Annotated in this window: 28 protein-coding genes and 5 pseudogenes; 22 read left to right on the top strand and 11 right to left on the bottom strand. The window is 46.9% G+C overall.

Annotation, left to right across the window (positions count from 1 at the left end; genetic code table 11):
* Positions 1-42: 42 nt before the first annotated feature.
* Together OLMES_RS21390 and OLMES_RS21385 are read right to left on the bottom strand one after the other, a co-directional pair.
* A pseudogene (locus OLMES_RS21390) lies at positions 43-468 on the bottom strand (transposase); the annotation flags it as partial.
* Complete coding sequence (locus OLMES_RS21385; protein WP_087463134.1) at positions 374-592, bottom strand: hypothetical protein; 219 nt, start codon at positions 590-592, stop codon at positions 374-376. The pseudogene OLMES_RS21390 and the gene OLMES_RS21385, both read right to left, overlap by 95 nt.
* 257 nt (positions 593-849) lie before the next feature.
* Between OLMES_RS21385 and OLMES_RS21380 the strand changes: the two genes are divergently transcribed.
* The 3 genes and pseudogenes from OLMES_RS21380 to OLMES_RS21370 all read left to right on the top strand — a co-directional run.
* Complete coding sequence (locus OLMES_RS21380) at positions 850-1,902, top strand: AraC family transcriptional regulator (RefSeq protein WP_087463133.1); 1,053 nt, start codon at positions 850-852, stop codon at positions 1,900-1,902.
* A gap of 225 nt (positions 1,903-2,127) precedes the next feature.
* Positions 2,128-2,952, top strand: a pseudogene (locus tag OLMES_RS21375) (alpha/beta fold hydrolase); the annotation flags it as partial.
* Positions 2,953-3,202: 250 nt separating this feature from the next.
* A pseudogene (locus OLMES_RS21370) lies at positions 3,203-4,279 on the top strand (IS1380 family transposase); the annotation flags it as partial.
* Positions 4,280-4,510: 231 nt separating this feature from the next.
* On the opposite strand, the pseudogene OLMES_RS21365 reads toward OLMES_RS21370, so the two are convergent.
* A pseudogene (locus OLMES_RS21365) lies at positions 4,511-5,859 on the bottom strand (IS1380 family transposase).
* Between the two features lie 130 nt (positions 5,860-5,989).
* Between OLMES_RS21365 and OLMES_RS21360 the strand changes: the two are divergent.
* The 9 genes from OLMES_RS21360 to OLMES_RS21315 all read left to right on the top strand — a co-directional run bounded on the left by OLMES_RS21360 (position 5,990) and on the right by OLMES_RS21315 (position 12,459).
* Complete coding sequence (locus OLMES_RS21360; RefSeq protein ID WP_087463130.1) at positions 5,990-6,853, top strand: hypothetical protein; 864 nt, start codon at positions 5,990-5,992, stop codon at positions 6,851-6,853.
* Between the two features lie 60 nt (positions 6,854-6,913).
* Positions 6,914-7,417, top strand: a complete 504-nt coding sequence (locus tag OLMES_RS21355; RefSeq protein ID WP_087463129.1) for a hypothetical protein — start codon at positions 6,914-6,916, stop codon at positions 7,415-7,417.
* Positions 7,418-7,685: 268 nt separating this feature from the next.
* Positions 7,686-8,048, top strand: coding sequence for a DUF2750 domain-containing protein (locus tag OLMES_RS21350; protein ID WP_087463128.1), 363 nt, complete (start codon positions 7,686-7,688; stop codon positions 8,046-8,048).
* Positions 8,049-8,135: 87 nt separating this feature from the next.
* Positions 8,136-8,963: a hypothetical protein gene (locus OLMES_RS21345; RefSeq protein ID WP_087463127.1), complete on the top strand. Its 828-nt coding sequence runs from the start codon at positions 8,136-8,138 to the stop codon at positions 8,961-8,963.
* A 62-nt stretch (positions 8,964-9,025) separates the two neighbouring features.
* A complete protein-coding gene (locus OLMES_RS21340) occupies positions 9,026-9,205 on the top strand; it encodes a hypothetical protein (protein WP_198343072.1) in 180 nt (59 codons plus the stop codon).
* A gap of 628 nt (positions 9,206-9,833) precedes the next feature.
* Positions 9,834-10,178 (top strand): HNH endonuclease, encoded by a 345-nt coding sequence (locus tag OLMES_RS21330; RefSeq protein WP_087463124.1) that lies wholly within the window; start codon positions 9,834-9,836, stop codon positions 10,176-10,178.
* 390 nt (positions 10,179-10,568) lie between these two features.
* Positions 10,569-11,183: a transposase gene (locus tag OLMES_RS21325; RefSeq protein WP_157678435.1), complete on the top strand. Its 615-nt coding sequence runs from the start codon at positions 10,569-10,571 to the stop codon at positions 11,181-11,183.
* Positions 11,184-11,402: 219 nt separating this feature from the next.
* A complete protein-coding gene (locus tag OLMES_RS21320; protein ID WP_087463122.1) occupies positions 11,403-12,053 on the top strand; it encodes a suppressor of fused domain protein in 651 nt (216 codons plus the stop codon).
* Between the two features lie 67 nt (positions 12,054-12,120).
* Positions 12,121-12,459 carry a hypothetical protein gene (locus tag OLMES_RS21315; protein ID WP_087463121.1) on the top strand — a complete coding sequence of 113 codons (339 nt, stop codon included), beginning with the start codon at positions 12,121-12,123 and terminating at the stop codon, positions 12,457-12,459.
* A 40-nt stretch (positions 12,460-12,499) separates the two neighbouring features.
* On the opposite strand, the gene OLMES_RS21310 is transcribed toward OLMES_RS21315, so the two are convergent.
* Positions 12,500-12,778 (bottom strand): transposase, encoded by a 279-nt coding sequence (locus OLMES_RS21310; RefSeq protein ID WP_269767765.1) that lies wholly within the window; start codon positions 12,776-12,778, stop codon positions 12,500-12,502.
* Positions 12,779-12,966: 188 nt separating this feature from the next.
* Between OLMES_RS21310 and OLMES_RS21305 the strand changes: the two genes are divergently transcribed.
* The 6 genes and pseudogenes from OLMES_RS21305 (at position 12,967) to OLMES_RS21275 (ending at position 16,781) form a co-directional block, all read left to right on the top strand.
* A protein-coding gene (locus tag OLMES_RS21305; RefSeq protein ID WP_087459752.1) for an IS3 family transposase occupies positions 12,967-14,135 on the top strand; the annotation gives its coding sequence in 2 pieces (ribosomal slippage) (positions 12,967-13,228 and positions 13,228-14,135; 1,170 coding nt in all).
* A 35-nt stretch (positions 14,136-14,170) separates the two neighbouring features.
* A pseudogene (locus tag OLMES_RS21300) lies at positions 14,171-14,398 on the top strand (transposase); the annotation flags it as partial.
* A 214-nt stretch (positions 14,399-14,612) separates the two neighbouring features.
* Positions 14,613-15,143: a hypothetical protein gene (locus OLMES_RS21290; protein WP_087463118.1), complete on the top strand. Its 531-nt coding sequence runs from the start codon at positions 14,613-14,615 to the stop codon at positions 15,141-15,143.
* Between the two features lie 169 nt (positions 15,144-15,312).
* Positions 15,313-15,675, top strand: a complete 363-nt coding sequence (locus tag OLMES_RS21285; RefSeq protein ID WP_198343070.1) for a DUF4279 domain-containing protein — start codon at positions 15,313-15,315, stop codon at positions 15,673-15,675.
* 170 nt (positions 15,676-15,845) lie between these two features.
* Positions 15,846-16,541 carry a transposase gene (locus OLMES_RS21280; protein WP_087463116.1) on the top strand — a complete coding sequence of 232 codons (696 nt, stop codon included), beginning with the start codon at positions 15,846-15,848 and terminating at the stop codon, positions 16,539-16,541.
* Between the two features lie 3 nt (positions 16,542-16,544).
* A complete protein-coding gene (locus OLMES_RS21275) occupies positions 16,545-16,781 on the top strand; it encodes a type II toxin-antitoxin system Phd/YefM family antitoxin (protein ID WP_087463115.1) in 237 nt (78 codons plus the stop codon).
* 27 nt (positions 16,782-16,808) lie between these two features.
* On the opposite strand, the gene OLMES_RS29065 is transcribed toward OLMES_RS21275, so the two are convergent.
* Positions 16,809-17,081 (bottom strand): CcdB family protein, encoded by a 273-nt coding sequence (locus OLMES_RS29065; protein ID WP_087463114.1) that lies wholly within the window; start codon positions 17,079-17,081, stop codon positions 16,809-16,811.
* A 209-nt stretch (positions 17,082-17,290) separates the two neighbouring features.
* Positions 17,291-17,512 carry a hypothetical protein gene (locus OLMES_RS21265; RefSeq protein WP_087463113.1) on the bottom strand — a complete coding sequence of 74 codons (222 nt, stop codon included), beginning with the start codon at positions 17,510-17,512 and terminating at the stop codon, positions 17,291-17,293.
* Between the two features lie 168 nt (positions 17,513-17,680).
* On the opposite strand from OLMES_RS21265, the gene OLMES_RS21260 reads away from it, so the two are divergent.
* The 3 genes from OLMES_RS21260 (at position 17,681) to OLMES_RS21250 (ending at position 18,775) form a co-directional block, all read left to right on the top strand.
* Positions 17,681-18,037 (top strand): hypothetical protein, encoded by a 357-nt coding sequence (locus tag OLMES_RS21260; protein WP_087463112.1) that lies wholly within the window; start codon positions 17,681-17,683, stop codon positions 18,035-18,037.
* A 187-nt stretch (positions 18,038-18,224) separates the two neighbouring features.
* Positions 18,225-18,491, top strand: coding sequence for a CopG family ribbon-helix-helix protein (locus OLMES_RS21255; RefSeq protein ID WP_087464601.1), 267 nt, complete (start codon positions 18,225-18,227; stop codon positions 18,489-18,491).
* A complete protein-coding gene (locus OLMES_RS21250) occupies positions 18,488-18,775 on the top strand; it encodes a type II toxin-antitoxin system RelE/ParE family toxin (protein WP_087463111.1) in 288 nt (95 codons plus the stop codon). Before OLMES_RS21255 ends, OLMES_RS21250 begins: the two co-directional genes overlap by 4 nt.
* A gap of 82 nt (positions 18,776-18,857) precedes the next feature.
* Here the strand turns inward: OLMES_RS21250 and OLMES_RS21245 are convergent, their stop codons facing one another.
* Positions 18,858-19,193: a hypothetical protein gene (locus tag OLMES_RS21245; RefSeq protein WP_198343429.1), complete on the bottom strand. Its 336-nt coding sequence runs from the start codon at positions 19,191-19,193 to the stop codon at positions 18,858-18,860.
* 74 nt (positions 19,194-19,267) lie between these two features.
* Between OLMES_RS21245 and OLMES_RS21240 the strand changes: the two genes are divergently transcribed.
* Positions 19,268-19,972 (top strand): tetratricopeptide repeat protein, encoded by a 705-nt coding sequence (locus OLMES_RS21240; RefSeq protein WP_198343069.1) that lies wholly within the window; start codon positions 19,268-19,270, stop codon positions 19,970-19,972.
* Between the two features lie 288 nt (positions 19,973-20,260).
* Here OLMES_RS21240 and OLMES_RS21235 read toward each other — a convergent pair whose 3' ends face one another.
* The 4 genes from OLMES_RS21235 to OLMES_RS21220 all read right to left on the bottom strand — a co-directional run bounded on the left by OLMES_RS21235 (position 20,261) and on the right by OLMES_RS21220 (position 25,395).
* Positions 20,261-21,445, bottom strand: coding sequence for an acyl-CoA dehydrogenase family protein (locus OLMES_RS21235; RefSeq protein ID WP_087463109.1), 1,185 nt, complete (start codon positions 21,443-21,445; stop codon positions 20,261-20,263).
* Positions 21,446-21,516: 71 nt separating this feature from the next.
* Complete coding sequence (locus tag OLMES_RS21230) at positions 21,517-22,815, bottom strand: acyl-CoA dehydrogenase family protein (RefSeq protein WP_198343068.1); 1,299 nt, start codon at positions 22,813-22,815, stop codon at positions 21,517-21,519.
* A gap of 182 nt (positions 22,816-22,997) precedes the next feature.
* Positions 22,998-23,684 carry a sensor histidine kinase gene (locus OLMES_RS21225; RefSeq protein ID WP_087463107.1) on the bottom strand — a complete coding sequence of 229 codons (687 nt, stop codon included), beginning with the start codon at positions 23,682-23,684 and terminating at the stop codon, positions 22,998-23,000.
* Positions 23,685-23,757: 73 nt separating this feature from the next.
* Positions 23,758-25,395: a tetratricopeptide repeat-containing response regulator gene (locus OLMES_RS21220; RefSeq protein WP_087463106.1), complete on the bottom strand. Its 1,638-nt coding sequence runs from the start codon at positions 25,393-25,395 to the stop codon at positions 23,758-23,760.
* Positions 25,396-25,648: the final 253 nt, after the last annotated feature.

Below are 25,648 nucleotides of genomic sequence, written 5' to 3'. Positions count from 1 at the left end.
CGCCTTATTCTAGGCGGCTTTTCGCTAGCGAGAGTCTTTATACTACTCAATAGCCCTCGCTGGCGGTTTAAATATTCGAGACTTTACGTCCCACCAATCCCTCACGGCAACTTGCTGTAAATTCCGTTGCAGCTTTAACCGAACCAGTCCCGCCGTAATCGGCGCATAGCTGAGAGAGATGATCTGAACCCACCGATGCAGCACCTGTCTGGATTGCTGCCAAGTCTCATTCCAGCCCCAGCGATTCTTTAACTGATGGAACATGGGCTCAATACTCCAGCGCTTGGCGTAGGCTTTTATGATGTCGATGCCCGACATATTCGTTCGAGTCGTCAACAAGAGCCGGGCAGGTTTTAAGCTACCGTCTTCGTTTTCAAACTGCACCCACACAACCTTTACGGGCTGCCCATCTAAAAAGCGGGCTTTGGCTATCACTGTTCGATACCTCAGTGACAAACCCTGTTGGCGTGAGCATCGCCCCAATCAGTAACTCAATAAAGGTGGGTACTGAACGTAGGGGTAGAGCTTTAACCAAAAATGTGATCCAATCAAACAGGATCTCGGGGATATTGCCGTATCCCTTAGCGTCCATAGCGGCCTCCAGAACTTAATCGTTTTTCGTTCTGAAGGCCGCGCCTTATAAAACTATGGTTTTAAAAAGTCTTATAAGGCGCGGCAGCGCGAAGCCTGCCGCAAAGTCAATCATTTTGTCTTACTGGGTTCGAATTCTTTCCTCTGAAACTCTAAGCTTTAGTATAGTGATTCAACATCGCCATAACGAGGAGGTCATTTCTTGACAGCAAAGGGGTCATTTAGAGACAATCAAGACTTTCATCAGGGCCGACCCCAATGGCGCAACTTACCAATACAAGAGACACATCCGGCGCCGATATTCCGTCGAACTATTCACGACTGATTGCCCGCGAACTCGGTCTGACAGCGAGGCAATTGCCGGAATTATTACTAGGCACCGGCCTCAGCGCCCCGCAACTGCTAAGCGAGGATGGCCTGATTACTCCTGTCCAGCAGATGCAGATTCTGCGCAACGCCCTGACGTTGTCCGACCAACCGGGGTTCGGGTTGCGACTGGGTAAGCGCTTGACGCCGGCCACCCACGGTGCGATGGGCTTTGCCGCCTGCAGCAGCCCGAACCTGCTCAGCGCTCTCCAGGCGATACACACTTTTCTGCCTACCCGTGCCAGCGTTATCGAGCTGAACTTGCAGGAGGTAGGTGATGACCTCGAATGCAGGCAGACTTTCCAGGTGCCGCTCGATGACGAACTTCTGCGTTGCGTGGCGGAGTTGATTATCTCGGTATTGCTTGAGTTCGGCGAATTCATTGTCGGTCGCCCTCTGGACGAGGCGGCAATAGGCTTCACCCATCCAGCGCCCGAATACCAGGCGATTTATTCCGAGTACCTGTCCGGGCAGATTGAGTTCGGCCGTGATCAGTTGACGCTCCGATTACCGTTGGCGTTGTGCCATGAACCGAACGCTTCTGCCAATCACGAGAGCTATCGCCTCGCTTTGCAGCAGTGTGAAGCCATGCTGGCGCAACTGCAGACACAGACATCGAGCTACCAGAACCGCCTCAAGAAAATGATGCTATCCCGCCCACCCGGCACACTCAGTGAAGAGGAAGCCGCCGCCACTCTTTTCATGAGCAAGCGCACCCTGGCCCGGAAGCTGAAACAGGAACACAGCAGTTTTCGACAGATTCGTGACGACATCCTGTCCAGCCAGGCGGCCAGCTACCTGAGCGAGAGTACACTGTCGATCGAAAACATTGCCGCGTTGCTGAACTACCATGATAGCGCCAACTTCAGGCGTGCGTTCAAGCGCTGGTTTGGCCAGCCACCCGAGGATTACAGGCGTGGCGCCCGCTCACCCGGGAAACGCTGAAACGGATTCGAGCTATTTCAGCGAGCCAGCGCAGTCCATTCTGCTGTTTCCTGCGAAGCGGCCCGTGTCGCTGCCCTGATAGCATGGTGCGTCCTCAATTTCCGGGCACGCCGCCCGAGACCGGTTTCGATCGGCCATTCTATCGGCCCATGACTTGCTTCCTCAAACTGACCCGACTATTATTTGGTTGGTGGACCAAATTAATTATTTTACCGGAGACCTACCATGCCGCCGTCCGGCACCGAGACCGCTCACATCAATGGCGACATCATCCTGTTTGTCGGTGTCGGCGGCGTAAAACTGCGCGCCAGCCGCTACGGTGATCCGCAAAGCCCGCCGGCGTTACTGCTCCATGGCGGCGGCCAGACCCGACATGCCTGGGCCGATACCGCCGTAGCGCTGGCTGAAGCCGGTTACTGTGCCTTCACTATCGATGCGCGCGGCCATGGCGACAGCGACTGGAGTCCGGACGGAGACTACCGCGCCGACCTGCTGGCTGCGGACCTCGCCGAAGTGATGCGCTCGCTGGATGCGGACCCGGTCATTATCGGCGCATCCATGGGCGGGCTGACCGCCATGCTGACGCTGGGCGAGGACCCTGCCCTGACATGCCGGGCACTGGTGCTCGTAGATGTCGCGCCGCGGCTGGAACGGGCCGGAGTACGACGCATCATCGAATTCATGCGCCGTCATCAGGACGGCTTTGCTTCCCTTGAACAAGTGCGTGACGCCATCGCCGCTTACAACCCGCATCGTCCACCACCAGAGGACCTTTCCGGGTTGCGCAAAAACCTGCGTCAGCGCGCTGACGGGCGCTATTACTGGCACTGGGATCCGGCTTTTCTTGACCATGCGCGCATGCCGGTGGACGACGAAGGGATGTTCGATATCAGCAGGCTGAATGCTGCCGCACAGCATCTTGACCTGCCCACCTTGCTGATTCGCGGCTACCAGAGTGACGTGCTCAGCGACGCCGGCGCCCGTGAACTGCTATCGATCATCCCCCACGCCCGTTATGCCGTGCTTGATCAGGCCGGTCATATGGTTGCCGGTGACCGCAATACCGTATTCACGGAAACAGTACTGGATTTTCTCAACCACCCGGATATGACCGGTAACGCCAATTCCGGACTGACAGGAGCTAGACGATGAAACACCGCCATCTTGACGTACTGATTATCGGTGGCGCTGTTTGTATCTAGCCCGAATATTTCATAAAAAGAGGCGAACCTTTCTTAACTCACTGATATAATGAGTATTTCGCAAAAAATGCTTCGTAAGAAACTAAGAAAGGTCGCCCATGTCAGATTCTACCCCAACTCAACTTCGTTTTCCTCCTTCCGCAGGCTTTACTGTGCGCGCAGATTTCGATGGCGGAGCCATGTCATCCGATTTTGGTGCTATGCTATTACGCGGCGTTGACCACCAGGTCGGACTGATTAATCGGCTGACGGCAGCTATCAAAGATCAGCGTCACCCCTCTTACATCGATCACGATTTAGCTGACTTATTGGCACAACGCATTTACCAGATTGGGTGCGGCTACCACGACGGCAATGATTGCAATAGCCTACGTCATGATCCCTTGTTCAAGCTTGCCATCAATCGAAAACCCGTGGAAGTCAGCGAAGCATTAGCCAGTGCGCCGACACTCTCTCGTCTTGAAAACGCGGTGACTGCCCGTGACATTTACCGCATTGCCCAGGCCTTTGTTGAACAGTTTATCGCGAGTTATGCCAGCGCTCCGGCGATCATTGTATTGGACATGGATCACTCCGAAGATCAAACTCATGGCCAACAGGAATTCTCGTTTTATAATCATCATTATCGGAGCCATTGCTACTTACCGCTGTTTTTGTTTGAAGGCTTATCAGGCAAATTCATTACCGCTGTGTTACGCCCCGGTAAACGTCCCAAGGGGGCCGAAAACGCAATGATTATTAAACGGGTGGTGAAACTGCTTCGCCAACACTGGCCGGAAACTCATATCGTGCTTCGCGGCGACGGTCACTTCTCCAATCCGGAATTGATGCAATTGGCACTGGACGATCCACATACCGACTTCATCTTTGGCCTCACCGGTAATCAGGTGCTCAAACGATTGGCCAGTCCTCACCTTGAAAACACGCGAAAACTTCATGAAACGCGATGCCACAATGCTCTCCTGTTCGATCGGGAACGACCTCAAAGCACCCGGACTTATCATGAACTCGATTATGCCGCCGGCACCTGGCCTCAATCGTTCCGAACCATTCTCAAAGCGGAAATCATGGATTTAGGCGAGAATCCCCGATTTGTAGTGACCTCTCTCACCAATACCACTCCCACTATACTTTACAAGGATCTGTATTGTGCGCGAGGTCAGGATGAAAATTATACCTAAATCCTGCAATCTATATGTCTGAATCGATTCGATACGACTATAGCGACATTTAGTGTCGATGGATCACCATTTTGCACACCATGCAACTGAAACAAGCGTAATTCACTTGATTGGGCTGTTTAAATTATAATCATCTTTATCATCAACCGGAGCAACAGGCCAAAGTCTGCCTGACTCCAAATCTGGAATTTGCTTAGTCGAAGAATTTAAGTATAGGTATTTTGGTCAATGAATAAACGACAACTTTAACCAGTCAGCCCACGGAGTTGGGTGAAGATGGTTGCTCGGAACGTTGACCTTAAGCTGATTCCCACCACGCAAGAGTTGTCCAGCAGTACGTACCAGAAAAGTTCGGATAGTTTGAATTTCCCATCGTTTCAATTCGTCATTATCGCTCAGTAGTGCCATCCAGCGTACCGTGTTATACGCCAGCACAGCGCATTGGAAAATTAATGAGCTGGCCATGAAATCATGGCTCTTGATTTGCGCCAGCCCCATTTGGTTCTTAGCTTCATCCAACCAGGTTTCACAAGTTGCGCGCTTTCCGTATGTCGTGTGTGCTTGCCAAGGAGACAACCGCTCTGTGGTTACGTAGCAGAAGTAGTCGTAAACGGGCTCATTCAGCAAGGCTTGTTGAGGGCCTTTGGTGATGAGAGCAGTTTTACGCCGCACAGCAACAAAGCGACGTGACCGCTCCCATTGACCGCATTGATGGAAAAAGTCACACTGTTCCCAATCGGTATGACCAGGTACTCGTTGCCAAGCTTGCTTGTCCAACAAAGCGGCAAGGCCTTTGAGTTTCACTTTAATCAGGTAACCATGGCGAGCCTGATCCAGCCAGTCCATGAGCTCTCCAACAAAGAATCCTGAATCACCTCGGAATAGCAGCCGCATTTTGGGTGGCATCTGCGCAGAAAGTTGCTGCATGAAGCCTACAATGCCGTTGCTGGTGTAGGTGCTGCCACTGCGTAACCATGCTTGCAAAATTTCTTTGGTGTGGCTGCAAAAGGCAACCAGTGGATGATAAGAATTAGAGCCTTTTTTCGTTGGGTTGTAGCCTTTTTCAGCACCTTCCTGTTGACCGTAAACGGTTTTGACAGTCGAGTCCACATCAATCCAGCCTCGATAGAGGGTTCCGGGCAACCAAGTACCGGACTTCAATGCTCTATGCCAAATTCCCTGACGCAAGGTGTGATTAATCTGTTCGAGCTGGGTGACATGCTTGAGCTTTCCACGACGGAAAATACGACCCAATGTACTGTCATCTGGAATCGATAGCCCCCCCCCACTTCACGCAGCACCTGATCTGCCCACACAGAAACCACCTTCCTGAGCGAAGTGGCACCGGCGATGATGCCGATAATCGTTAGGTAGATTGAGTCGCCCAAGCTGTAACGAGCCGTGTTGCCGCGTTGCAAATCAAGATGCTTCTGGCAAGCCTCGGTAAAACCGATGTGATCGAGGAAATGCATGGCAGGGATAATGCCAGCTTGACTAGTCAGCTTTTTTCCGGTGTGTTGATAGCGAATTTTTGCGGCTGGTTTTTTGGCACTTTTATGGGTATTCTTGATCATGAAAAAGGTGACTCTGATGTGCTTGGTTGTTTGGTGATAACCAATTGAATCAAATCGCCTTTTTCTTTTCAAGTACAATGTTGTTTGCAGAATTTAGGTAAAACATCAATCAACCCGCCAGAAACTCGAAGTGCGGGCCGATGAAGCCGAGCAGACCGCATTAGTGGCCATGGCGGGTAATGCTGAGCTGGGAGCGGTTTTGAGTTTCGCAGAACGCAGCTTTTCGGTTCGCGCCATGACGGAGCTTGCGGAGGAGTTTTTTAGAGTGACACGCCGATTGGGGCTGAACTGTTCGCTCTACATCAACACAGCCTACCGTGAATCTTTTTTCTCTGCGCGCGGCGAAGTCGCGCCCCTGGAAGAGCAGCTTATGCGCCTGCTCAAACCTCGGGGCAGAATTGTTGATTTTGGTGCACGGACGCAAATAAATTATGAAAAAATAGCGCTCCTGATCAAAAACATGCCCCTGGATGATATGGAGAAATACGGTCGCTATAAAGACCTGTTCCCCTTCATGCTGGAGTCCGCCGAGGCAAAAGTCACCAACATGGAAGCCGAAGAAGCAATGTTTCGACAAACCAAAAATATTCTTGGTTTGTATTCTGGCATCGAAAAATCCATGGCCGAACTGGCCCAAAATCTGGAACAGCATACGTTAGACGGCCAACAAATCCTGATTGCACTCCGAGAAGAACTGGATGCCCGCATTCCAACCCTGGGGCTGGATGATGATCAGGAGAGCTACTTCATCAAACGAATTGACGACGCCGTTGAACAGGCCGTCAATGCCGGCGACTCCCGTGGCGACGTGAAAGCCACCGCAGACAACGTGTTAACCAGCCTGAGACGTTTGATCAATCATCAAAAACAAATCATAGATACCCTCATACTGGGCCGCTCCCGCGAAACGACTGAACCAAGCCCCCAAGCGCCCCCAACCAGTGAGCCGAATGATGAACTGGATGGTGGCGGTATGGATATTGAGTTGTTTTAGTACCTTTGCGCCATTATCAAGTCACTGCCTCTGACACTCCATCGCAGGAAAAAGTAGTTCATGACAAATAAACATACAGAGCATTCTTCCTATAGGGAAAAATTACTTGAACACCTTTTTGTTGGTGAGCTCTTAAAGCTGTCGTGGACGAATGGTGATTGCGAAATTGAGGTTGCAAAGCCGGAAGTTGATAACTCAGGCTATGATGTGATTATTGAGTCCAATGGTGTCGTACGCCATATACAGTTAAAAGCATCGTATCATGGTGGCAAAACCTCTAAGCAGAAAGTACATGTAAAGCTAGGAACAAAGCCGTCAGGTTGTGTAGTCTGGATGTACTTCGATGAAGAGACCTTAGAGCTAGGGCCGTACTTGTTTTTTGGCGGCGCACCCGGAGAGCGCTTGCCCTCGATAGAGATGGCAAAAATTGCTAAACATAGCAAGGGCGACAGTTCGGGTTATAAGGCCGAACGTCCGAATATTAGAGAATTAAATAAAAGTGACTTCACAGTTTATAAGTCAGTTTCCGAGTTACACGCAGCTTTGTTTGGGGTCAAGGCATAATCGTCGGAGCAGAGCAGGGCAATCGTTTGGGATTGGGCAATCAAGACTGAATAACCCGATCTACGCAATTTGAGTTGATTTACGAACGGGGAGGCGCTTTTGTCTCCAAAGTTTTTATTTCCCTGAAATTTCTCGAAGCTCATAATGGGTCTCCTCAAATCCGCCGCAAGTGACGGTGAGAAGAAAGTAGTACGGAGTCTGACATTCTGCCGCGTTAGCGGCTTGGTTCAACAAATGCGGACGTTATGTGTGAAAAATGGAGTTACAAGTGAGTCAATCTGCTTCTCAAGCTAAACTTTTTTATCAGGAAGTTGCAGAAAATAAAGTAGTTTGGGCAATTAAAGATGATAGAGGTTTCCCAGCTCCTGTTGGGGATGGCGGTATTCGTTCAATGCCATCTTGGTCATCAATGAGCAGAGCCAACATAATAATTAATAATGTACCGGCTTACAAAAATTCTAAACCAATTGAGTTATCGTTAAGTGTCTTCAAAGAGCGTTGGCTACCAGGACTTGAAAAGGACAATTATAATGTTGGTGTAAATTGGTCAGGTAAAAGAGCAACGGGATATGATAAAAGTCCAAGTGAAGTATTAAAAAACATAGAATGCTATGAACAAAAATGGTTATAAAAACAAATAGATAACAATTGGTTGCAACGTACATAAAACAGTTAGCGCTGAGCCATGCGTTAGCCCCTTCTGGTTCTGATACATAGAATGGATATAGATTCTAAATCGATAAGAATTATAAAAGCCAAATACTGGAAAAATGGCTGGATAGATTCAAGTAAAAGGAATTTATCTGACTCAGATGCAGAGCACCTGTCTAACCATGGCTGGAATTTGGGCACTGTAGAGCTTAGCCATGACCAAATAATCAGCGATGTTGTCGAAAAATCTAGAGATTTGAGCTTAAAGGATGGTGCTGCATTATTGTCCCAGTCGCTTTCGACAAGAAAGGTTCAAGATCGCTCATTTATTTCTTCTGTAATTCAAGCCTCAAATATGCCAAAACACTCGCACACTACAAGTGATCCATGTCCAATTTGCGGCTTCTACAATGAGCCCGAGATAGATCAAGATGTCCTGCTGTTTGAAAAATTAATGTGGGGCGGCGTTCGTTTAACAAATATAGAATATGTTTGGCTTGACCTGAAATTGATAGATAGAAATAGCCACCAAGAGACCAACTTCGAGGAACTTATAAATCTGGTAATGGGGTTCGAGGCAAGGAGTGACAAGCTGTCAGCTTCAAAATTTGCCGCATCTCTTAAAGAAGTTAAAGGTAACAAAGCTGAGCGTGAAATTCTCTGTAGTATATTGAGTGTTTGCAATATCCTTCAGCATCCTGAACATACAGGGTTCCTGTTGAAATATCAGCCGGCAAATGAGAGGCAATTACCGAATCAGCACTTCATCGATTTAGAATGGCCCTTCTGCTGGTACAACAGTAGCTTTGGTATTAACAAAGGCGCATTGGAAATACTAACCCGCTCGCTCGGCAGGACAGACATTCCCATCACAAATCAAACTATTCAGAATTGACAACAATGCGCCATCATCATATCTTCAAGCCAGTTCTCTCCCTCAGCAAAACGGATTTTGCCATGACTTTACCACGGGATCGCATGGTATCTTTAGTCGAACCCCGTATTACCATATCGTTTCCCGTTGTGTACGTCGTGCATTACTATGCGGCACAGATCATCAATCCGGGCAAAGTTTTGAACACCGCAGGCAGTGGATCGAAGACCGTTTACGTTTGCTTTCATCCCTGTTCACTGTAGATATTTGCGCTTAAGCTGTGGTGTCTAATCACTATCATCTCATGATCAAGTTGAATCCGGATGAAGCTCAGGATTGGTCTCAGGGTGATATCCTCACGCGTTGGTGCTCAGTGTTCAAGGGGGCTAGGTTTTATGATGCCTGTCCAATATGGTCCAGTTCGGGTGGCTTAAGATTGGTTTGCAAACCCGGAGATAGAGCGATTGATCGCACGAATTTGAAATAATAATGATGAGAGTGCCTGTCCCTGCCAAATAACGAAATAATTAACTTGCCAGCGGATAAATCATAGCCGATGGTTAATGGATAGAAATTAAATTTGAGGTGCGTGGATATTGGGTCATGATTGGCTTTTTCTACAGCCTCTTTATGACAACAAAACTCATCAGAATGGAGTAGGTATGGTAAAGACTTGGAGCAGTTCAAAAGTAGATGATGAGGTGTGTAAAAAGTGTGGATCAGTTTACGAGGTGACGATGCACCGGTTTCCTCTCAGGGATGAAGATTCTTTCAATTGCTCTGTGTGTGGAAATTTAATGCGGAAATGGAACGATACGCATTGCCCAATGTTTGAATTGAAGCAAAAGGGAGAAGTCCCTTCAGATCAGTAAAAATAGGATGTTTTGAGAAATGCCAGTTTGTACTAAGTGTGGCAGCACCAGATTTAATGCTTGGAACCGTTGCATGGATTGTCGTAACGCTCGGGCGCGTCTACGCCAAGAGCGCATCAAAGCAAATGGCGGCTCCCACACGAAACAAGAGTGGGAGCAATTACTGGCAGAAAGCCCAGCTTGCGCTGTGTGTGGGCGATATTGGCCTGAAATTCCAGCAAGGCCTGACAAACGCTACCAACACGTTTGGACAAAAGGTCATAAAGTTCCGATTTATCACGGTGGCTCAGACGATATCACCAATATTCAAGCAGAGTGTTATCAGTGCAATTTTAAGAAGAATGCGGGTCGCCTAAAGCCATAACCAAGGGCTGCAGCGGATCGCTTTTCCTGTGCGGTGCACCTCCAAATCGGCCGCTAAGCCCCGGGTGTTATGGTTCAGTCCGAAACGATATCGAACACGAATGGTCCGTTTCGTTTTCCTTGCACTGGTATTGAATTGAAAACGAATTTCTCGATGATGCGAGAAGACCAAGAAAGACAACTATCAATAAAATAGATATTGGCCAGATTATACGAGTCGGAGAGTTGTGGAAAAATGTTTGAGTTTTTTTGTACGCATATAGGTAACCTTGCTTGAGGTTGCCTATGCGGCAGCGAACTATTTTGGGTGAAATTTTCCTGTGCGGCAAACCCAAGGGGTTTAAACGCTAATCTGAAATTAATCTTATTGCAAACTACTATAAGTTATATATTGTTTGCGGCAAAGACACACGAATGGGGGCAGGCATTCCGCCGGCTTCGCAGCCGTGACCCTAAGTTATCGGATCAAAAAATAAATTATGGTAAGCGGCATCAAACGGCTAAATCCAAACAAGCCCATCATGCCAAACAAGTGATCTCCGCAAGTGATTTCACTTTTTATCCGATCAGGAAAACATGCCAATGTCCAGCAGGCGAAGTGTTGAGTTGTCGCGGCGAATATACGGATACCAACGGCAACCACAAATTTTGGTTCGAAGGGCGATTGCTCCAGTGTCGAGATTGCCCTTTAAACCAGGCATGCATGAAGAACCCTGAGTCAGCAAAGAGCAATAAAGGACATGGAAGAGTCGTCACTTTTATCTTGCCGGATAAGCGCAAGCCAAGTTATACCGATTGGATGAAGCACCGTGTCGACAGTGATGTCGGAAAACAAATATACAACATGGTGTCAGTCGTGGAACCGGTGTTTGGCAATATTGGCACTGCGAAAAAGTTAAATCGCTTTAGCCTGAGAGGGAAAGCGAAGGTTCAAGGCCAATGGCAGTTGTATTGTATGGTTCATAATATCGAGAAAGTATTGAATTATGGGGATATTGCAGCGTGACAGGCGGTATAAGCATGAGTCCGGGTGGCTCGAAGCAGGCCCCTGTAGGCTCGGATAAAGAACGATTGATCGCACGAAATTGAAATAACGAAATAAATAACTTGCCAGCGGATAAATCATAGCCAATGGTGAATGGATAGAAATTAAATTTGAGGTTTGTGGATATTGGGTCTTGATGGGCTTTTTCTACAGCCTCGTTAACTGGTATAGGTAGGCTTAGTGAATTTAGAAGAGTACAAGGAAAAGTTTACGGAAGATGATGCACCGGGATGGTTGGCTATTGATGAGGTCGTAGAAAAATTATATCCGGACCAAAAGCCAAAACATTGGGCTGCCACACCGCATTATGCCGTTGGAGGAAGTGATCCGATCGACGGTATCAGCTTTTATGAGGTTGAGCGTAATGGTGAAAGATATTATCACTTTGTCACCTATGGGTTTTCTAATCTTTATTATGACGAAGAATCCGTTGGGGAAGACTTTAGCAAGTTTGGTTTTGAGCTAACTTTTCGACTAAAGCCATTTCACTTGGATGAAGATGGTCCAACATGGGTGTTTCACTTGATACAAAATATTGCAAGGTATGTATTCAAGTCTGGTAAATGGTTTGAGCCCGGTCACTATATGCCAGCTAATGGCCCAATAAGGTTAAAATCAGATACAAAAATTACAGGGATAGCATTCGCCTTGGATCCAGAGCTTGGAGAAATAGACACTCCCCATGGCCATCTTCAGTTCCTTCAAATGTATGGAATAACTGATGCAGAGTTATCTGCTTTAAAGGAATCAGGCAGCACTGCTGAAGCTCTACTAGAAAACGCTAAACAAATTAATCCGCTTTTGTTGACGGATTTGGAGAGAATCAGTTAACAAGTGTGTCAATTTGACGCCTGGCGGCGCAAATTACACAGGCGTTATACGTATTAGGGGAATCTAAATGCAAGAATTAACGATGAGAACTCTCGTATTTAGACGTCTATTACGTCTTTTGTTTTTGGTTCCATATGGAGTTTTAATATTCTTAATTCCTCAATTTAAAGATCTGTTTAATGGATTTGGTACAGACCTGCCGGTAGCAACAGAGATCCTTTTGAAGAATTATTACTACTTACCAATTTTTTATGTATTTCACGAAATTATGTTTTATTGGGTTCCAGGTGGGAATAGAGAGAACTTTAAGAAAGTTTTTAAATATAATATTGCTTTGGCTTTCCTAATTTTCTTAGTAGCTATTGTGATTTTATACATACCGACTCTAACAGGGCCGATCATGTGAAAAAGCGTATAACAAGTGACTATGTTCCCAAGTCAAGCTTTTAAGCCATTTTCTCATCCCAGAAAGTTCCATTCTTGACCATCGTATTCAGGATAGTCAATTGCTTCCGCATGCAGGCAACCATGGCCTCTTTTTTGGGTTTGCCAGCCGTCACCATCCGCTCATACATCGGCTTCAATTGTGGGTGATATTGTATGGCAGACATGATCGACATGAACAAAACGGTGCGGACTTTATTGCGACCGCCGCGTATGAATTGCTTGCCTGCGTAAGTACCACTGTCGCGGTTCATGGGCGCAACGCCAACTAGTGCAGCAATCTGTTTTCGATTCAGTTTGCCCAGGGGGAGAATGAATGTTCACGTTCGCCGGAATACGCAAGTGCTGCAAACCATCGAAAAGGTGCTGGAAGGCAAGTCTCACTCATAATTTCAGACAAGCGCAATGACGTGGTCTAATAGATTTGTACACACCAGTTAAGAGATAATCCTCAAAACTGGAGTGAAAAATGGCTGTAAGAAAGAAGTACTCAAAAGAATTTAAATTAGATGCGATTAGCTTGGTAATAGATCAAGGCTATTCGAAGGCAGAAGCGGCAAGAAATCTTGGCATTAATCCAAATGTGCTTGGACGTTGGATTAAAGAGCATGAAAATGATGACGGTCATGCGTTTCGTGGAAATGGAAAACTGACGCCTGAGCAGGAAGAGCTTCGTCGTTTGCGAGAAGAAAACAAACGACTAAAGATGGAGCGCGATATATTAAAAAAAGCGGCCACCTTTTTTGCCACGGAAGCAAAGTAAAATACGCTTTCATCACCCAGCATAAAAAGGTGTGGCCCGTTGGCATTATGTGCCAGCAATTGGGTGTAACGCGCTCAGGCTATTACAGCTATTTACAGCGTCAAGACAATAAACCTGATGATCCGACTCATTCGGAGATGATTGAGTGGATACAAGATATAGCCAAATCAAGTGATGATACCTATGGCTATCGCAGGATGAAAACAGCATTAAATGTTTTGGGTTACCCGGTTGGCCGGAACAAAACCAGAAAACTGATGAAAGAAGCGGGAATAAAAGTCAAACACAAGAAGAAATACAAAGTAACGACAAACAGCAACCATAAGCAGCCGGTTTTCGATAATCTTCTCGATCGTGAGTTTGCTGTTGAGCAGCCTGACCAGGTCTATGCGTCCGATATCACATACGTCTGGACACAGGAAGGTTGGTTGTATTTAGCGGTAGTGATAGATCTTTACTCTAGAAAAGTAGTTGGATGGAATATGAGCTCACGCATGAAAGCGCAAATGGTTTGTGATGCGCTCAAAATGGCAGTTTGGCAGCGTCGCCCTGAAGCTGGGCTAATACACCACTCTGATCGCGGCTCACAGTATGCCAGCAGGGATTTTAGAAAACTTCTTAAACTACATGGTTTTAAAGGCAGCATGAGTAAGAAGGGTGACTGCTGGGATAATGCCGTCGTTGAAAGTTTCTTTGGCACTTTAAAGCAGGAGCGAGTTCAGTGGAAAAGCTATCAAACAAGAGCTGAAGCTCAGCGGGACATCCTGGAATATATTTCTGTGTTTTATAACAATGAGCGGCTGCATTCGTACCTCGATTACAGAAGTCCGGTACAGTTTGAAAAAGAAATGGTTGAATTAAGAAAAGTAGCTTAACTGGGTTGTACAATTTTGCTTGACCACGTCACAAGCCCAACTATACCGACTGGATGAAGCGCAGGGTTGATAGTGATGTGGGGATGCAAATCTACAGTCACCGGATGTCCGTTGTAGAATCTGTTTTTGGCAATATTGGTACCACCAAAAAATTAAACCGCTTTAGCCTGAGAGGGAAAGCGAAGGTTCAAGGTCAATGGCAGTTGTATTGTATGGTTCATAATATCGAGAAAGTATTGAATTATGGGGATATTGCAGCGTGACAGACGGTATAAGCATGAGTGCGGGTAGCTCGAAACCAGCCTGTTATCTAGGATATAGAGCGATTGATCTCACGAAATTGAAATAACGAAATAAATAACTTGCCAGCGGATAAAATATGGCCAATGGTTAAGGGAATGAAACCAGATTTGAGGTGTGTGGATATCGGGTCATGATTGGCTTTTTCTACAGCCCCGTTACGTTGCAAGGTGAGGTATGAAGCAAGCATCACGATTTATGCCTAAGTACGAGCCAAGGAAAGCCAGTAAGCCACTCCTATTTTCCTTACTCTTTATTGCTGCAGCTATCGTTATCTATCAGCCTTGGTATCTGGTAGTCCTTGTGGGGATAGCTCTGTTGGTAGTTGTTTGGGGCGCAATTGAACAACCCAGAGTGGAAAGGCATTTTTTAAGGTTGTGCAAAGAGCGTGAAGGGCTATCCATCTGCGAATTTGCGAGAGAGTTTGACCCGAAGGTTGTAGATACCTGGGTCATTCGAGCTGTCTATGAGCAACTTCAGGCTGCACTACCCACTAGGCAAAGTGTGCCAATTAAGGCTTCTGATAGTCTCTTTGATACCTTGCTGCTTGATGAGGATGATCTCGATCTAGATTTAGTTGAGGAAATAGCGCAACGCACTGGCCGAAGTCTTGATGACCCCGAAAATAATCCTTACTACGGTAATGTAACAACAGCGCGAAACTTGGTGCTATTTTTCAATCTTCAGGATCGTGCCAATGCAACGTAACAAGGCCATTAAATTCGTTCCGGCCGCAAAAAGCGCGGTCTCCACCGGACTGCCTACGCGATGCTTCGGCATCTGTTTATGGCGGCGTTACACATCAAATATGAGCAATTTCTAAATGGCAGTAATAGGTCGAACTAAAGCTACATTGAGAGTCTCAGGGGATGACCTATTGCCTGAAGATATCACCAATTCGCTAGGTGGTTTCCCTACCCATGCACAGATGCGCGGAGAAGAAATAAAAACACCTTCTGGCAAGGCACGTGTGGCAAAATTTGGTATGTGGCGATTAAGTGCAACAGAGCAAGAACCCGGTGATCTGGATTATCAGGTTTCCGAAATATTGGATCAGCTAACGAATAATCTCGATGCATGGCAGGAGCTGGCCGACAACTACAAAATAGATTTGTATTGTGGCATTTTCATGGAAAGTGATATGGAAGGTATAAGTTTAAGCCCTGAGTCATTACAAAAACTAGGCGAAAGAAATATCCTGCTTGATCTAGATATTTATGGCCCTGACGAGGCAGATTGAGTAACAAATACAGCCATCCATAAATCCGTAAGTTCCAAACGGCGGATTATGCAACACAGTGCATCAGTTAGCACAGGTCAGGCGCAATTTGCGGATTAAAAAGAAAATTTGATCGTGAGACGCCAGGAATTAAGCTGGAAGGGATGTAAATAGCAAATTCGGTGCGCAAAATGCTCCCGAGATCGCTCGGTAGTGTTTTAGGCGAAGTGCTGAGTTGTCGCGGCGAATATACGGATACCAACGGCAATCACAAAATCTGGTTCGAAGGGCGATTGCTCCAGTGTCGAGATTGCCCGTTAAACCACACATGCATGAAGAACCCTGAGTCAGCAAAGAGCAATAAAGGACATGGAAGAGCCGTCACTTTTATCTTGCCGGATAAGCGCAAACCGAATTACACCGATTGGATGAAGCACCGTGTCGACAGTGATGCAGGGAAGCAGATATATAGCCACAGGATGTCAGTCGTGGAACCGGTGTTTGGCAATATTGGCACTGCGAAAAAGTTAAATCGCTTTAGCCTGAGAGGGAAAGCGAAGGTTCAAGGTCAATGGCAATTGTATTGCACGTTGCACTCGCCTGAAATATTACCCTATGAAATTGGTAATGCGTTGAGTGCAATCGTTAAAAGAAAACAATTAACTCAAAATGAGGCAATGCAAGCTATTGAGTTAGCCCAAGCTATACCTGTAAGGTTAGTACAAGTAGATATTAATAAGGCATTAGAGTTAGCGTTAAAGTTTAATATTTATGCTTATGATGCATACTTTCTGCAATGCGCGTTGTCGTTGAGCTGCTCATTGCTAACGTTAGACAAAAAAATGAAAGAAGTGGCAAAACAGCTAAATATAGTTGTTCTGGAGTAAATTATGAGAGTCTATACATATTCAGAGGCGCGTCAAAATTTATCTGAGCTTTTGTCGTTAGCTGAAAATGAAGAAATTGTTATTCAGCGCAGGGACGGTAAAACGTTTACGGTTAACTTTAAACCAAATGAAGAAAAATCGCCGTTTGATGTGCCGGGCATTAATACAAAGGCTACTACAGAAGACATCCTTGACGCAGTGGCAGAATCAAGAAGAATCATACAAGCACTTCAAAAATGACGCCTGGCAGTGCATTTTAAGCGGGCGTTAAATGCCAGTAATGAGCATGTCTATCGCGTCAATTATCTGGTATCTGTATCTTTCAAGTGACTCTATTTCTGATTTTAGAATTGATCTAGGCACAGTGGTCATTTGATTCGTGACCAATACATAGTCTTTATCTTCAACCGTAATTACCGGGCAAAGTTTTTTTGCTATTTTATCGTCAACTTCAGTTGTTGGCGTTAATGGTATAACGAGCCGAGAGTTTAGCTCGCGCAATAAACTATTTTGTAGGTGGTGCGCGTAATGTATGCGCATAAATGTATGGTATTCCAGATAAATGCATTCAACAAGTGACGATGTTTCCAAGTCAAGCTTTTAAGCCATTTTCTCATCCCAGAAAGTTCCATTCTTGACCATCGTATTCAGGATAGTCAGTTGCTTCCGCATACAGGCAACCATGGCCACTCTTTTGGGTTTGCCAGACGTCACCGTCCGCTCATACAGATGCCACACGCAACTGTGGCTTATTTATCATCTTTTCGCGCATCATCATCTTCCTTTCCGTATTCGTCAGGATTTTCAAGAAACTTCTTCATGTCGCCCGAAGCAAAACCTTCGGGCTCTTCCAAGTCGTCAGCTCCAATGTTGCGGATATGTTGTTTGGCACGTTTAATGGCATCTTCAATCGAACTGCCATTTTTCTCGCGCTGTCTATCGCTTAGATGTTTAACCGTTTTGTCACTCACCGTTTCAACCTACAATTTGACATACAGATAGTCACCCTTGAAGCCATTGTCAACATCACAGACAAGACAGGCACTCCCGTCACAAATGAAACTATTCAGAATTGACAACATTGCGCCATCATCATATCTTCAAGCCAGTTTCTTTCCTTCAGCAAAATGGATTTTGCCATGAGTTTACCAACAGATCGCTTGGTATCTTTAGCCGATGCCCCGTATTACCATATCGTTTCCCGTTGTGTGCGTCGCACATTCCTCTGCGGCACAGATCATCAAACCGGGCAAAGTTTTGAACACCGCGGGCAGTGGATCGAAGACCGTATCCGTTTGCTTTCATCCCTGTTCACTGTAGATATTTGTGCTTGCGCTGTGATGTCTAATCACTATCAACTCGTGATCAAGTTGAATCCGGATGAAGCTCAGGATTGGTCTCAGGATGATGCCTGTCCAATATTGTCCAGTCCGGGCGGCTTAAGATTGGTTTGCAAACCCGGGGATAGAGCGATTGATCGCACGAATTTGAAATAACGAAATAAATAACTTGCCAGTGGATAAGTCATAGCCGATGGTTAATGGATAGAAATTAAATTTGAGGTGCGTGGATATTGGGCCATGACTGGCTTTTTCTACAGTCTCGTTATCCGTGAAAAGATCTTGAACCTGAGCACCTGATTGGATACAGTGTATTACATTGTATCTTATTGAGATGAGTGTCATGCCTGTCACAAGTATTCGTCTTCAGGACGATTTAGATAAATCCCTAATCGAATTAGCAAAGAAGTTAGATAGAAGTAAAAATTGGATTATAAATCAAGCGATTAAAGAGTTTATTGAAGCTCAGGAGCTAGAAGAGAAGCGATGGTTGGAAACCCTTCCGGCACTAGACTCCGTTAAATCTGGTAAGAGCTTGGACTCAGAGGATGTTGAGGCTTGGTTGTCATCCTGGGGATCGTCAAATGAAAGGAATGCCCCTGGAAAATGAAGCTTTTATATGCACCGGAAGCAATTGATGATTTACAAAGCTTAAGAGAATTTATAGAAGTTAAAAACCCTGAAGCAGCAGCAAGGACCGGCCAAAATCTGATACAGGGAATATCAAAGTTAAAAGACCTACCTTATATGGGGCGTAAAGTTCTTAAAGCCCCTAACCCAGAAATGGTTCGCGATCTTTCAGTAGATATGTATATCGCCAGATATTTAGTGTTAGAAAATGAAATACATGTTTTACGTATTTGGCATAAACGAGAAAACTGGGCAAACGTATAATTGGGTAACCGGGGGTATTTAACCCCCCGTCCCCACAACACCCTGCATGCCTGCGCGGCCCGGCGTTTCCGCACAGGGCGTTTCACTCAGGATAGTGAAGCTTGATCCAACCATCACGCAGAGCGTAAAGACCTACCGATTTAAGAAAAGCCAACGATAGAGTCTGCTGGATTCCCGGGGACTTTGAACTACGCCATGGGCCTTTAGTGGTAATCCCATAAGCGACTGCAGCTTGTACATGTACACCGAGCTTCATTAAGTTTCGCACTTTGGTTCGAGGCTTGCGCCACTGACGCCAATATGCCATGCGAATCCAGTGATCCAGGTCGAGGCTGACAGTGCCTAATGATGTGAGTGCCGATGTGAGTGCCTGTCCCTGCCCAAAACGAGGATGCTTTTCCGCCCAATTGTGATTCAAATTTAAGCTTAAATCTGCGGAAAAAGGTATGATCCAGGTTTATGGATCACATTGCTTGTATTAATGGAGTGCTAATGACAATCGTAGAAAGCGGAAAAGCAACTTTAGAACGAGCAATTCTGGAATACTATGCGGGCAATTTTCAAGACGCAAAGAAAATGTTCGAAGAACTCGCACGAAAAGGTGATTCAGGCGCTCAACTTTTTCTCGGTCGTATGTTCTATCATGGAAGGGGCGAGGACAAAGACTACACACAAGCGGTTCATTGGATTGATAAAAGTGCTAATAACGGAAATTTGAAAGCACAAACATTATTAGGGATTTGTTATCGCGATGGAAAAGGTGTAGATAAAAGCTACAATCGAGCAAGAATTTGGTTTCAGTCTGCCGCCGGTAAAGGAGAACCTCAAGCTATATCATGCTTGGCGTACTGTTATTGTCACGGTTACGGGGTAACTCAGAATTACAAGAAGGCCCTTGATTTGATGAAAGAGGCTGCTGAATATGGAAACGCGTGGGCAATCGGATCGATAGCGACTTACTATGAAAACGGTATTATAGTAAAACAAGATTTAGTAGAAGCGTTTAAGTTATACGAAGAGGCCGCTGATCTTGGAGATGTTTACTCGATCTTTTCTACCGGAAGGTTTCTCTTGCAAGGTTGGGGTGTTGACGAGGATATCGAAAGAGGAAAGTCCCGAGTAAGGCAGGCTGCTGAGTTAGGGTCTCCAGAAGCCCTAAACTTACTTGAAAAATTTCCAGAACTTTTTAGAGAGTAGTAATAAAAACCAAGGGGGGCAGGTAATCCACCTCTGGGGCTCAGAGATCATCGGAGCAGGATACCCCCGAAATTACTTGTAACTCTCTACTTTTAATCATCAGAATGGCGAACTCGGCAGATTCTTCACCATTTTACCTTCACATTTCTGCGTTTTGGGACTGGCACATGGAGCTGCGAGCAAAGCGAGCTGCGACATCATCCCATTGTTGAACAAGCCCAAAGCACGTTGTTGATGTTGCTCATTGTCTCTCCTGTGGCAGTCAGGAATATTGAGTGGGCCAAACCACTACTTCAATTCCTCTGCCGTTTTATCGAGCAGTTGTCGCGCAAGGAGGAGTTGTGCCATTTGCTGTGTGCCGCCCAGGAAGTCCAGCATTTTTACATCGCGGGCCCATTTTTCCAGGAGGCTTTGTTCTGAGTAGCCGATGGTGGAGGCGAGTTCGCAGCAGGTCAGGGTGATCTCTACGGCGAGTTTACCGGCTTTCGATTTTGCCATGGCGGCTTCCATGGCGTTGGTTAAGCCGTTGTCTGCAAGCCAGGCGGCTTTCAAGGTTAGCAGGCGAGCGGCTTCCCACTCTGCTTCCATTTTGTACCATTGCGCTTCAATATGCCTTAATTGCGTGAGCTCTTTTTTGTAATCGAGCGAGCCGTTGGCGGCTTCAAAATAGGTTTTGATTTGGCCCAAGGCTGCAGCGGAAACGCCCAGTGCCATTGCTGCAACTGCCGGGCGGGTAGCGTCAAATTCGTTTTGCGAGGTAGAGAGGTCGTTGGCGGTATCGATAATGCTTTCGCCGAGTAGGTGACTCTTGGGAATGTTGCAGTGTTCAAGTTTGAGGGTCGCGGTATCACTCACGCGGGCACCCAGCTTGTTTTCAAGGTGGGTGATGGATAATCCGGGAGTGTCGCGCTCCACCAAAAAAGGTTTGTAGTAAATTTGTCCGTCTTTTTCGATTCTCGCCCAGATGATAATGGCATCGCAACGGGACCCTGCGGTCACGAAGGTTTTTTCCCCGGAGATGCTGAAATGGTCCGGGTGCTCTGTGGCCGTGGTTTGCAGTGTGAAGCAATCACTACCTGCATGGGCTTCGGTAATCGCCATTGCGACCCAAAGTTTACCGAATCGTTTTAACTGACGCTCTGTCGCCAGTGTCGCGATAAGCGTATTTCCCAAACCCTGGCGTGGCAAGCTAAGGGTCAAGCCGAGATCACCTTTGCAGAGCTCGATCAAGGTCAGCACAGTGGACATCAGCGCGCCGTTTTTCAGCTCTGCAGTCTGCGCTTTTCCGGTGCTGCTTGCGGATTCTGCACCGTCACTCATACCCTCCAGAATTGAAGCCAGCATGTTCAGCTCAACTGGATATTTATGCTCCGTGCGGTCGTATTTTCGGGAAATGGGCCTGAAGACTTCATTGGCAACCTGAGTGGCTTGACTAATAACCGAGGCAAACTTTTTGGGAATTTCGAGGTTCATTTTTGTCTGTTCTCTTTTGGCTTTGGCGCGCTTAACCCGTTTATTCTGGCTGGAGTGAATACATTAAGGAATCAGGCATGCAATCCATTGTGCAGCAATGCGATCGCTCTCAGATCACGATAGAGGCGTTCCACGGGGTGCTTGTCTGTATAACCCTGGCCGCCGAGCAGCTGGATGGCCTTGCTGGCAATCTGGATTGCATGATGATTGCATTGCACTCTGGCCAGGTAAGTTTCCCGGTGGTAATCCAGCTGTTGTTCGGCTTTGCTGGCCGCCCGGTAGGTCAGCAGGCGCATGGCTTCCAGTTCTGTTGCCATGTCTGCGAGGCTGAATGCGACTGCCTGGCGATGGCTGATGGGTTCTCCAAATGCCTGCCGTTGATTGCAGTAGGGGAGCATATAGTCGAGCACGGCCTGACTGGCACCCACGGCCATTGCGCACCACATCAGGGAGCTTTGATCCAATACTTCGGGCCAGTTAAAGCTTTTATCACCCAAGCGAGCCCAGCTGTCCAATGTCACGTCCTGCATGGAGATTTGAACCAGTCCTGCACTATTCAAGCCCATTGCCGGGTCTTTACTGACGGTGACCCCTTTGAGTTGCCGATCTACAAAAAACAAGCCATGGCTATCGTCCGGGAGTGTGGCGGCAACCAGAAACAAATCAGCGTGGCCGGGAACGCAGTTTTTATGACCGGAAATTTTATAGCCGTTTTTAGTTTGCTCTACGCGGGTCGTCAGGCTGGTGGGATCAAAAAATGGTGTGGGTTCACTGATGGCCAGTGTTGCCGTGTGCTTTTGCGGGTTTGCTAAAAGCTTTAGATAAGCGGTTTGTTGGACTGGTGAGCCATACTGATTGAGCAAGCGGATTACACTGTAGTTACTCAACAGACGCAGTGCACAACCCATATCTCCCCAGGCGAGTGCTTCCGCCATGAGTACGCTGGTTAATTGAGAGACGATGCCGGTTCCACCGTAGGACAGTGGCAGGGCATGTTTTTCCAGGCCCAGTTTCAGGCCTGCACTTAACAACGCCCCCGGAAGTCGTTTCAGGGCGTCGGCATCGGCGGCAGCAGGTTTAACGTCATTCTGACTGAAGTGAATCAGCGTATCGAATATTTGTTGTTGTTCCTGGGTTAATCGCAGATCGAAGAGGTGTCGGGATTTCGATGTGCCTGCATCCGGGGCAAAAATAAGCGACTTTACTTTCTGGATACGTTGGTTGGCAGACGAAAGAACCTGGTAGCCCGTACGTGTAGAGTAGTACGCTATCTTCTCGGCAGGTTTGGTCAGGTGGAGTTTATTCGCAATATCCGAACCTGCAAATTTATTGACGATAGATAATGCAAAGCCGATCGAGTTTTTTGCCACCGCCAATCTCCCATCCTTCTGGGGCTGTGTGCCCGTTTATTATTCAGAGTCCGTTGTTTATGGTTTTACCCATTAATCAGAGTAGTCTGCACTTATACCATATTCATTGGCCGTAGAGCATTACAAAACCGGCGTTAGAGTTTTATCGAATTAATCGAACTACACTTTGCACATCATGGATATCAGGGCAAGCAAATCCGGAATACACCACCACCCAGAGAGCCGCCATTTGCGAGTTCAATGTGGCCTTTGTTGTCACCTTGCTGGTGCAATGCGGCAACATTGCTGGAAAAATATAATCCCAGGCTGGTGCTGCCTGTACTAAAGCTGATGCCCTTCAGAATTTCGCCGGGGGCGGTTAACATGTTTTCGGGATAGCCCCGGCCATTGTCTTCAAGCTCTATCGTCAGCCAGGGATCGTCCTGTGTCGCCCGTAGTATAAGCTTGTCTTTGGTATAACGTGCGGCATTGGCGAGTACATTGTTGAGAATACCGGCCACGAGTTCGCGGTCGAAGTATCCGATCAAGTCAGGCTCGCAGTCTATTTCCAGTTCAATGTCGCGGGAGCGGAGCAGAAACTCGTATCGTGCGGCTTGTTCTTCCAGAAAGTCATGGATGTATTGCTCATCAACCCGGGGGGCTAGTTCCTGATTTTGCAATCGATAGAGCCCGAGTAACTGAATCAAATCATTGTTCACCCGCTCGGCCTCGTATTGCAATGTGGCAAACTGGGGTTGATTTGCAAGTTCTGGTGGTAACTGTGAAAACACATCTTCCAGTGTATTAAGCAGCATACCTAATGAGTTTTTCATATCGTGGACGGAGGAGGCCAGGATCATGGAAAAATCAATTTTGTTATCCGGATTCATTGCGGGTCCTTTCTTGTTCGACCATTGAATAGAGTTGAGTAGCCTGTCAGTAAAGCGCGTACGGTAATGAGCATTACAGAGCCGATACTTTTTTGATCAGAAATTGCAATCGTTTATATTGACGGTGCTGGGTCGGAATGTGCTTCACCCGATCCAGACAGCCTTTACACTGTGCGATCTGCTGCGGGTTTTTACCCTGCTTTTCCATAGCTTTAAGGAGAACTTGAACCAGATTGAGGTTAAGAGCAGGGTGTTTTGGCGTTTCACTCAGTGCTTGCTGGAAGATGTTGACAGCCTCGTTGAGTTTGCCTTCTTCAAAGTAGCTGATGCCTTTACGGTTGAGCTCACGGGCTTTCATCTTGTTTTCCAGGTTGCCGGGCTCATCCAGTAAATCCTCAATCTTGTTAAGGATTGATTTATCGTCATTACAGCGCTGTGCTAACTCGAAGAGCATTTTCTCTGCCTTGTCCGTGTCGCCCATTTTGTAGAACGTTTTCGCCATTTCCAGGCAGGTGTCGGCGGGTAGTTCACTCCCCTCTGCCAACTTTTGCGCAGCTTCAAATGTTTTTCGGGATGCGGCCTGATCATTCTGCCCCTGGTGTACCCGGGTCTCGATCAGTAGCGACTTGAGTTTGATGTCTTCTTCTTCCTCAAATCGTTTTGCCGCTTTACCCAGTGTGGTAATTGCTTCTTTTGCGTATTGTTTGCCCTGATCTGTGGCATTGCCCTCGCTCAGGTCCGATAAGGTTCGGCCCAGCTGAAGGTAGTTCTCGGATGAGTCGTGACAAGAGAATAGACCCAGCTTTACTGCATTTCGGTAGGCTCCAGCTGCTTTGCCGAGATCCTGATTCTGGGTACAGAGCTCTCCTAATTGAGTCTGACGCAGAATACCGAGTGGAGAGAGTTGTGTGGCTTTTTCCAGATGCTTCTGTGCTTCTTTCGATTTACCCTGCAGGCGATAGATTTCTGCCAGGTAGTCGTAGGCTTCAACCATATCTTTGTTTTGCTCGAGAATGCCTTTAAAGGTGTCGATGGCTTCTTTGTATTGCTGTTCCGCAATCTGGACTTTGCCTACGCCCAGGCGAGCCCAGGGAATCTCCCTGGATGATAATATGTCTTCATAGACTTTGCGTGCATGGGCATAGTCACCTGTCAACAGGTATAGCTCACCCATGGTTCTGAGGCACCAGGTGGTGTATTTGGTTTTTTGACGAAGGATCTGATCACAGGCGGTAATCGCTGCGGGATAGTTCTCTTTATCGATCTCCTGATTGATCGGCAGCAGTATTTCCCGCTGTTCGATGAGCGCATCCAGCCGTTTCTGCAGCACTGCTTTGGTGATTGGCTTCGCAATATAGCCATCGGGGGCATATTCCCGTGCTCCCATGACAATATCTTTAGACGTTTCGGCGGTAATCAGGATGAACAGACCGGTGCGTCGTATCAGCTTTTTAAAGCGTAATTCTTCGAGTATATGCTGACCGTTTTTTCGGTCACCCATATTGTAGTCGCATAATACGATGTCATAGCGCTCGTATGTGCAGCGTTGTACGGCTTCCTCTCCGTTACTGGCAGTATCAATGTGCTCCACACCGAAAGAACGTAGCATTTGTCGGATGGACAATCTGAAGTTTTCAAAATCGTCGACAACCAGAAATTTCAGTTTGCTGTAGACTTTAAGGAAATTTATTTTTGGTTTTGAAGTCAACATAATCGTGTACTGTCTCTGCCTGCAGGCCTGTTCTTTCCGCCTTGATGCCCATGCGGATTCGACCACCTGTACGGTATTTTTCGAGACTCTCTTTGAAAGCCGAAGTAAATTATTGAGAGTATTATCGTATTGTAGTCCAAACTGGGATAAATACTGTTTCGATGCGTTACGGGTTTGGTGCGCTGTCGCCCGGCGCCGTTCTGAGCCGACAGATGTGAAACGACAGTTGTGAAACGAGAGTACTGAATCAACG

It is taken from the genome of Oleiphilus messinensis, from assembly GCF_002162375.1.
Taxonomy (GTDB): Bacteria; Pseudomonadota; Gammaproteobacteria; order Pseudomonadales; family Oleiphilaceae; genus Oleiphilus; species Oleiphilus messinensis.
Note: the sequence above shows the minus strand (reverse complement) of the source record. Positions and strands in the feature narration are given on the sequence as shown.